Source organism: Flavobacterium sp. (assembly GCF_040382755.1).
In the GTDB taxonomy this organism is placed as follows: Bacteria; Bacteroidota; Bacteroidia; order Flavobacteriales; family Flavobacteriaceae; genus Flavobacterium.
The window spans coordinates 1-9,806 of the sequence record NZ_JBEIET010000076.1; the positions used below are offsets into that span (position 1 = coordinate 1).

Annotated in this window: 7 protein-coding genes; all 7 read left to right on the forward strand. The window is 32.2% G+C overall.

Going from position 1 to position 9,806, the window contains the following annotated elements; genetic code table 11:
- Positions 1-576, forward strand: a 576-nt coding sequence (locus ABWO04_RS07765; RefSeq protein WP_353078852.1) for a phosphopantothenoylcysteine decarboxylase domain-containing protein, incomplete at its 5' end; no start/stop codon positions are given.
- Positions 566-1,450, forward strand: coding sequence for a type IX secretion system protein PorD (gene porD, locus ABWO04_RS07770; RefSeq protein WP_353078853.1), 885 nt, complete (start codon positions 566-568; stop codon positions 1,448-1,450). The genes ABWO04_RS07765 and porD, both read left to right, overlap by 11 nt.
- A 1-nt stretch (position 1,451) precedes the next feature.
- Positions 1,452-3,104 (forward strand): DNA repair protein RecN, encoded by a 1,653-nt coding sequence (gene recN, locus ABWO04_RS07775; protein WP_353078855.1) that lies wholly within the window; start codon positions 1,452-1,454, stop codon positions 3,102-3,104.
- 55 nt (positions 3,105-3,159) lie between these two features.
- A complete protein-coding gene (gene fabV / locus ABWO04_RS07780) occupies positions 3,160-4,350 on the forward strand; it encodes an enoyl-ACP reductase FabV (protein ID WP_353078857.1) in 1,191 nt (396 codons plus the stop codon).
- 153 nt (positions 4,351-4,503) lie between these two features.
- A complete protein-coding gene (locus ABWO04_RS07785; protein WP_353078858.1) occupies positions 4,504-8,484 on the forward strand; it encodes a fibronectin type III domain-containing protein in 3,981 nt (1,326 codons plus the stop codon).
- Positions 8,485-8,572: 88 nt separating this feature from the next.
- Positions 8,573-9,568 carry a glycosyltransferase family 2 protein gene (locus ABWO04_RS07790; protein ID WP_353078860.1) on the forward strand — a complete coding sequence of 332 codons (996 nt, stop codon included), beginning with the start codon at positions 8,573-8,575 and terminating at the stop codon, positions 9,566-9,568.
- 1 nt (position 9,569) lies between these two features.
- The coding region (gene coaE / locus ABWO04_RS07795) for a dephospho-CoA kinase (protein WP_353078861.1) at positions 9,570-9,806 on the forward strand (237 nt) is incomplete at its 3' end.

The window sequence follows — 9,806 nt, forward strand, 5'->3', positions numbered from 1 at the left end:
AATCATTCTACAGGAAAAATGGGATGCGATATTGCGCTTACAGCGGCTAATTTAGGTGCAGAAGTGGTATCGGTTTCAGGTCCAACTCATATGCAATTGAATCATAGTTTAGTGTCAATTATCAGAGTTACTTCAGCTGACGAAATGTTTGCTGCTTGTCATCACTATTTTGAAAATACAGATGTCGTAATCGCAGCAGCAGCTGTTGCCGATTATAAACCAAAAAATATTGCTTCTCAGAAAATAAAAAAGGATGAAGCTACGTTTACTATAGAATTAGAAAAGAATCAAGATATTTTATTATCTTTAGGTCAAATTAAAAAGAATCAATTTTTAATTGGATTTGCTTTAGAAACAGAAAATGAAATTGAGAATGCTAAAAGTAAAATCCAAAAGAAGAATTTAGATGTTATCGTTTTAAATTCTTTAAACGATGAAGGTGCTGGATTTGGAAAACCTACCAATAAAGTTACTTTTATTGATAAAGAATTTAATATATTTGATATTCCATTAAAATCAAAAGAATTAGTTGCCGAAGATATTGTTAACCTAATTGTAAAAAAATATGCGAATTAAATTTTTAGTATTCCTTTTTTTAAGTGTTTTTTGTGCTAATTCGCAAGAATTAAAAGCTATTGTATCTATAAATACTGATCAAGTTACCAGTGTAAATCCTCAGATTTTTAAGAATTTAGAAAAACAGGTTTTCGATTTTTTGAATAATACTAAATTTTCCGAAAAAGTAGTGAAACAAAATGAAAAAATAAATTGTTCGTTTTTCTTCATCGTAACTAAATTTGAAAGCAATAATTTCGAAGCGTCGTTGCAAGTAAATTCATCACGTCCCGTTTATAATAGTACATTTACTACTCCAATTCTAAATATTAACGATAAAGATGTAAGTTTTAAATACATTGAATTTGAAAATTTAATTTATGATCAAAATGCATTTACATCAAATTTAGTTTCGATTTTATCCTTTTATGCCAATGTAATTATCGCTTCTGATGCAGATACTTTTTCAGATAAAGGTGGAACAGATTCTTATGAAACCGCTTTAAATATTACCAATGTAGCACAATCGAGTGGTTTTTCTGGTTGGGTGCAAACGGGTAAAAAAACAACACGGTTTAATTTGATTTCAGATTTAATGTCAAATACATTTGATGCATACAGAGAAACGTTGTATGAATATCACATCAATGGATTAGATAAAATGGCTGACGATTTAAAACAAGGAAAATTAGGTATTGTTAATGCTATAGATACTTTACTTAAAGTACACAAAGTAAGACCAAATTCGCTTTTAGCAAGAACCTTTTTTGATACTAAAACAGACGAAATTGTAGATATTTTTAATGGCGGTCCTGGTATTGACACAGTTAAAGTCAGAGAAAATTTAGCCACCATTTCTCCGTTAAATTCTTCCAAATGGAATAAAATAAGGTAATATGCTTTTATCTTTATCAGTTCAAAATTATGCCTTAATTGAGCAACTTAATATTAATTTTTCCAATCAGTTTGCTACCATAACAGGGGAAACAGGTGCTGGAAAATCGATATTATTAGGTGCTTTGGGTTTAATTATGGGAAATCGTGCCGATTTATCTTCCCTAAAAGATAAAGAAAAAAAATGCGTAGTGGAAGCCAGTTTTGAAATCTCAAAATACAATTTAAAATCCCTTTTTGAAGCGAATGATTTAGATTTCGAAGACACAACCATTATTAGACGTGAAATTTTACCTTCTGGAAAATCTCGTGCATTTATTAACGATACGCCTGTTAACTTATCAGAATTACAACTTTTAGCAGAAAATTTAATCGATATTCATTCTCAGCATCAAACGCGTGAATTGGAACAGCAAAATTATCAGATTTCAATTTTAGATGCAATGGGTTCAAATGCCCAAAATCTAAATGAATACACCATTTTATTATCCGATTTTAAGCTAAAATCTAAAGAATTAGAACAGGCAATTTCGGATAAAAACACACTATTTACAGCGCAAGAATACAATTTACATTTGTTAAATGAATTAGAACAAGTAAATTTAAAACCGGAGGAACAATCTGAATTAGAGGGCGAATTACTGAGTTTAAATAATTCTGAATTAATTACCGAAACGCTAAGTAAATTAGTTTCAAGTGCAACTGACGAGCAATTTGGATTTATTTCTTCGATTAAAGATTGTAAAAATGCATTGCAAAAAATTGCTGGGTTTTCTTCCTCGTATTCAGAAGTATTCGAAAGATTACAATCTACATTAATTGAATTAGAGGATATTACTGATACTACATTTCATTTAGCCGAAAAAAACACCTATAATCCAGAACGATTAGAATTTATTTCAAATCGACTGCAAACTATTTACGATTTACAAAAGAAACATCAAGTTACTTCAATTGAAGACTTGTTAGAAATACAAAATCATCTTTCAGAAAAAGTACTTTTAGTAGACAATTTAGATGAAAAAATACTTCAACTAAAGGATTATTTAAGTCAGAAAACAGTTGAATTGAACACTATTTCTAAAACAATATCAGATAATAGGAGTGAAGCCATTCCTGTTTTTATTTCTAAAATTTCTGCTATTTTGTATGAATTAGGTATGCCAGATTCGCAATTTAAAATGGAATTAAACACTTCAAATTCATTTCTTTCTAACGGAACAGATGAATTAGAACTTTTGTTTTCGGCTAATAAAGGAACCAGTTTGGGTTCGTTTAAAAAAGTAGCTTCAGGTGGAGAAATGTCAAGAATTATGTTGGCAATCAAAGCAATTTTAGCTGATTTTTCTAAATTACCTACCATTTTATTTGATGAAATAGATACTGGAGTTTCCGGAGAAATCGCATTAAAAATGGGAGAAATTATGAAAAAAATGAGTGCCAACCGACAAGTTTTTGCGATTACACATTTACCGCAAATTGCTTCAAAAGGTGATTCGCAATATAAAGTTTCAAAAGAAACTATTGCAGAGAATACGATTTCAAAAATTGTAAAATTAAATTCTGAAGAACGAATTATTGAAATTGCAGAAATGTTATCTGGCAAGCAAATTACAGATTCGGCACTATCGCACGCTAAAACATTATTAAATTAAAATGTATACTTTTGTATCAAGTTTTTAAATACAACAACAATAAAAATATAAAATTATGATTATCGAACCAAGAATGCGTGGATTTATATGTTTAACTGCTCACCCAGATGGTTGTGCTCAAAATGTAAAAAATCAAATTGACTATGTAAAATCAAAAGGAAAAATTGAGGGTGCAAAAAAAGTTTTAGTAATTGGTGCTTCTACTGGTTTTGGTTTAGCGTCAAGAATTACAAGTGCATTCGGTTGTGATGCTGCTACTATTGGTGTGTTTTTTGAAAAAGAACCAAGCGAAGGAAAAACAGCTACGCCTGGATATTATAATTCTGCTGCTTTTGAAATGGAAGCTGAAAAAGCAGGATTATATGCGAAAAGTATTAATGGAGATGCTTTTTCAAATGAAATAAAACAACAAACGATTGACATAATTAAAAAAGATTTAGGTCAGGTAGATTTAGTAATATATAGTTTGGCTTCACCAGTTCGTATGCATCCTGTTTCAGGAGTTTTACACCGTTCTACTTTAAAACCAATTGGTGGAAAATTTTCTAACAAAACAGTTGATTTTCATACTGGAAATGTTTCAGAAGTTTCTATCGAACCTGCAAATCAAGATGATATTGACAATACAGTTGTGGTAATGGGTGGTGAAGATTGGTCAATGTGGATGAATGCTTTGAAAGAAGCTGGTGTTTTAGCAAATGATGCAATGACATTAGCGTATTCATACATAGGACCAGAAGTTACTGAAGCGGTATATAGAAAAGGAACAATAGGTCGTGCAAAAGACCATTTGGAAGCTACGGCTTTTGAAATTACAAAACAATTAGAAAGTGTAAACTGTAAAGCATATGTTTCTGTTAATAAAGCATTGGTAACACAGGCAAGTTCAGCTATTCCAGTAATTCCATTATATATTTCATTATTATATAAAACTATGAAAGCAGAAGGTATTCACGAAGGTTGTATTGAGCAAATGCAACGTTTATATTCAGATAGATTATATAGTGGAAATGCCATTCCAACAGATGAAAAAGGAAGAATTAGAATTGACGATTGGGAAATGCGCGATGACGTTCAAGAACAAGTTGCTAAATTATGGAAAGTAGCTACTACTGAAAATTTATCTGAAATTGGAGATTTAGCAGGTTATAAGAAAGATTTTGATAGTTTATTCGGATTTGGTTTTGAAGGTGTAAATTATCAGGCAGATACAGCAGAAATGGTATTTATTCCAAGTATCAAATAACAAATTAGCAACTAATTGTTAAAAAATCCCGAGACTTCGGGATTTTTTGTTTTTCATCGATTTTTTAATTCATTTTATCGATTAATTAACAATTGTTAATTAATATGTTTTTTTTTTTTGTTTATTTACCATACTAACATAAAATTTATAATAATGAAAAAAATTACTTTCTGGTTATTTGCCCTTTTTACCTGTTGGCATATAACTGCTCAAACAACCGTTACGATTGGTGCAGGAACTCTTTCTGCTTCAGGAACAAATGGTACTCCTATTTATCGTTCAAGTGCTTCTAGTAGTTTTAATTTTTCGCAAAGTGTACAGTTGCTTACAGCTGCTGATTTAGCTGCAGCTGGAATAACAGCAGGATCAACTATTACTAAGTTGGCATTTTATAAAAATGATACGAATACACTTGCTACTGGAAGATCTGCTACATTGAATTTATTCATGAAAAATTCAACTGCATCTTCTTTAGTAACAACTGATAATTTTACAACTTGGACAACAGGTTCAACAAATGTATTTACAAATACTTCAATACAGCCTGCTTTTTTTCCTACAACAGCTGGTTGGGTAGAATTTACTTTCACAACTCCTTTTGTTTATTCAGGAGGTTCTATTGAAACTGCTGTAGACTGGTCAGTGAATACCGGAACTGGAAGTGCTTCGACTGGTTCTTTTGCTTGGATGTATACTACAGTTACAAATGCTCAAGCAGTAGGAACATCTAATAGTGTTGCTATAACTGGCGCTTTGTCGGCTAGTCAAACAAGAATATATAACACACAGTTAACATTTACTAATTCACCTTGTACAGGAACTCCTGCACCAGGAAACACTACCGTATCACCCTCAGTAATTTGCTTTGGAAGTTCAGCAACTTTAGGTTTGCAAAATCCTACTTTAGGTTCAGGGGTTACTTATCAATGGTATCTAAATGGTACTGCTATTAGTGGAGCAACTTCATCAAATTATGTTGTTAGTTCCGTTTCTTCAACAGGTAGCTATTATTGTAATGTAACATGTTCTGGAGTTACAACAGCATCAACTGCATTGAGTATAGGGCCATCAATTTTAAATGCGCCCTTATTAGAGCCTTATAATACTTTCTTACCAAATTGTTGGTTAAATATGTTTGGTGGTGATTTAACTACAGGGCCAACGGCAACTACTGGATCTGGCTGGGTAGTAGGAGGTTTGGCAAATAGTGCTACGACTGGGGCAATTAGAAATAATATATTTACAACAGGAGCTAATGATTGGATAGTTTCTCCGGTAATAAATATACCTGTTTCAGGTTATGAATTAAAATTTGATGCAGCAGCTGTACAATTTTTTGCTACAACGGCACCAACAACACCATGGGAATCTGATGATTCTATAGAGGTATTAGTTTCTACTGGTGGTGGGCTAACAAATTGGACTTCACTATTTACATATAATAATTCAAATCAGCCTGGTATTACAGCTACACCAAATATTTTAGATTTAGATGCATATGCAGGTCAAAATGTTAGATTTGCTTTTAGAGCTATAGAAGGAACTACTGATGGTGGTGCTGATATTGATTTTTCAATTGATAATTTTCAAATTAGATTAACACCTACATGTATTGAGCCATTAAATATAGTTTATGCTAATATTGCTTCTACTACTGCTGATATTTCATGGGATGCAACAAATCCAGTACCTTCAGTTGGCTATGAGTATGTTGTATCAACATCTAATACAGCGCCTACGGCGGCGGGTACAGCTACAACATCTAGTTTTGCAAGTATTACTGGATTATTACCTAACACAACATATTATATTTTCGTAAGAGCAAATTGTGGATCTTCACAATTTAGCCCATGGACAGGACCTGCTTCATTTACTACGGCTTGTGCCCCAGTAACTACATTTCCTGTTTTAGAACCCTTTAATACTTTTTTACCAAGTGCATGTTGGATAAAAGGTGATAATGGTAGTTTAACTGCTGGTCCGGCAACTTTCGGAACTAGTAACTGGTTTGCAGCTGGATTAGGAAATAACGGAACTACTGGAGCTGTTAAGTATAACTTATTTGTTGCTTCAGCTAATGATTGGATTATTTCTCCTCAATTTACAATTCCTGCAACAGGTTATGAATTAAAATTTGATGCTGCAGCTGCAAATTATGGTGTAACTACAGCTGTAACTAACTGGGAAGCTGATGATTTTGTAGAAGTTTTAGTAAGTTCTACAGGAACAACAAACTGGACTCCATTGTACACTTATAATAATACAAATGTACCAGCACCTGCAGGTGTTCCAAATATTATTGATTTAGATGCTTATGCAGGACAAACCGTTCGTTTTGCATATAGAGCAGTTGAAGGAACAGCTGACGGAGCTGCAGATATTGATTTCTCTTTTGATAACTTTGAAATCCGCTTATCTCCAGCATGTCCACAACCAACTAATTTAGTTGTTTCAGGAGTTACTGCAACAGGAGCAGCTACATCATGGGATGCAATGTCTGGAGCAGCTTCTGGTTATGAATATGTTATTTCAACTTCTGCTACACCACCAACAGGTGCGGGTACAGCAATTACAACTACATTTGTAGCTTTAACAGGATTAACGCCACAAACTACATATTACTTATATGTAAGAGCAAATTGTGGTTCAGGTTCATTTAGTGTATGGTCAGTTCAAACATTCACTACACAATGTGCGCCAGTTACTACATTACCTTGGACAGAAGGCTTTGAATCTGTAACTACACCAGCTATTCCTCCGTGTTGGTTTGAAGAAAATGGAGATTATGCAACTTCAGATTCTACTCTTGATAATACTCCAAAATCAGGTACAAAATATTTAAGAGATTCATGGTCTGCTACAAATGAATACATGTGGACACCAGGTTTCCAATTAACAGCAGGTACTTCATACGATTTTTCTTCTTGGATTCAAGGTGATGGTGGTATTGGATGGGTTGTAGATTATTTTGTAAATTCTAGTCAAGTATCTACAGGTGCTACTCAGTTAGGTGGTACGTATAATGTTCCTGGAACTGGTACTTTAGCTATTCAACCATATGCTAACATTACACGTACTTTTGTTCCTACAACATCTGGAGTGTATTATTTTGCATTTAGAGTAAATCAACCAAATTTTGCTCCAAATTATGTAGCATTTGATGATGTTGAATTAAAATTATCACCTTCATGTCCAACTCCTAATGCTTCAGTTTCGGGTATAATTCATAACGCTGCTAATATTTCATGGTCAGCAGTTCCAAGCGCAGCTTTAGGATATGAATATGTTTTAAATACAGTTGCAACATCCCCAACAGGTTCTGGTACGGCAATCAATGGTATTACTTATGCGGCTTCGGCTTTAACTCCATTAACAACTTATTATTTTCATATTCGTTCTGTTTGTGCTACAGGAACATTTAGTACATGGAGTACAGTTACTTTTACTACATTAGCAACACCTCCAGTGAATGATAATTGTGCTACCGCTACTGTTTTAACTCCAGGTGCTACATTCGCAACAAATCCTTTAGTTGGAACTAATATTGGATCAACAGCATCTGCAGGCGCTCCTGCTCCAGGATGTGCATCTTATTCTGGTGGTGATGTATGGTATTCTGTAGTTGTGCCAGCATCTGGTAGCATTACATTCGATTCTGCATCTGTTACAGGCTCACCTATTTCTGATTCAGGTATGGCTGTTTATTCTGGTCCATGTAGTACTTTGGTATTAGTAGAATGTGATGATGATGATTCAGCTAATGGTTCATTTTCAATGATTTCATTAACAAATAGAACACCAGGTGAGGTGTTATATGTTAGATTTTGGGAATATGGAAATAATGCTTTTGGAACATTTCAAGTTTCTGCATATGATGCATCATTAAGTGCTGCAAGTTTTGATACTTCAAACTTTGTAGCGTATCCAAATCCAGTAAAAGATGTATTGAATTTATCATACAAAACAGCTATTAGTAATGTAAAAGTAATTAACTTATTAGGTCAAGAAGTTGTAAATGCAAATGCAAATACAAATGATGTACAAGTTAACATGTCTGCTTTAAATGCAGGAGTTTATATTGTTAATGTAACTGTAGATGATACAGTACACTCTATAAAAGTGATTAAAGAATAATTATTTTAAATAATTTTTTACTTAAAAGTCCCGATTTATCGGGACTTTTTTGTTTTTATATATATCTTTGTTTTTATAAAACAAGACCATGCTATTTTCTTTAATTATACCTATTTTTAATAGACCTGATGAAATTGATGAACTTTTAGAAAGTTTATCAAAACAAACCTATACAGCTAATTATGAAATAGTAATTATAGAAGATGGTTCTACAATTACGTGTGAGCATATAATTCAAAAATATGTAACCTTAAATGTTAGTTACTATTTTAAACCTAATTCAGGTCCAGGTGATTCCAGAAATTATGGAATGAAAATGGCTAAAGGTGATTATTTTATCATTTTAGATTCAGATTGTATTATTCCAGACAATTATATTCAAACTGTTGATGAAGAATTAAAAAAAGATTTTGTAGATTGTTTTGGCGGCCCAGATGCAGCTTTGCATTCTTTTTCAAATATTCAAAAAGCCATAAATTTCACTATGACTTCTTTTTTAACTACAGGTGGAATTAGAGGCGGAAGTGAAAAATTAGATAAATTTCAACCCAGAAGTTTTAATATGGGCTTATCTAAAAATGCATTTGAAGCATCAAAAGGTTTCGGAAATATTCATCCTGGTGAAGATCCTGATTTGTCTATTCGATTATGGAAATTAGGGTATAAAACAAAATTAATTTCCAAAGCTTTTGTATATCATAAACGAAGAATCGATTGGAATAAATTTTATACGCAAGTAAATAAATTCGGTTTAGCAAGACCAATCTTAAATTCTTGGTATCCAGAATATGCTAAAATAACATTTTGGTTTCCAACTTTGTTTTTAGTAGGGTTTTTGTTTTCTGTTTTAGTTGCAATTTTCAATTTTCCTTATCTTTTATTTGTGTACGGTTTTTATTTTATAATGTTGTTTTTTTCTTCATTATTTCAAAATAAATCTATTGAAATCGCTTTATATAGTTTGGTAGCAACAATAATTCAGTTTTATGGATATGGAAAAGGATTTTTACTTTCATTTCTTAAAATTCATATTTTAAAACAACAACCTGAGATTGCTTTTCCAAAATTATTTTTTAAAAAATAAAATGACAAAAATAATTGGACTTACTGGTGGAATTGGAACAGGTAAAACAACTGTAGCAACGTATTTTGCTTCAAAAGGAGTTCCTGTTTATATTGCCGATGAAGCTGCGAAAGAAATAATGAATACTAAAGAAGTTATTCAACAAGTTCAAGCTCTTTTTTCAGAAAACGTTATTTTAGAAAATGGTTATTTAAATAGAACGTTAATTCGTGACTTGGTATTTTCGGATAAAGATAAA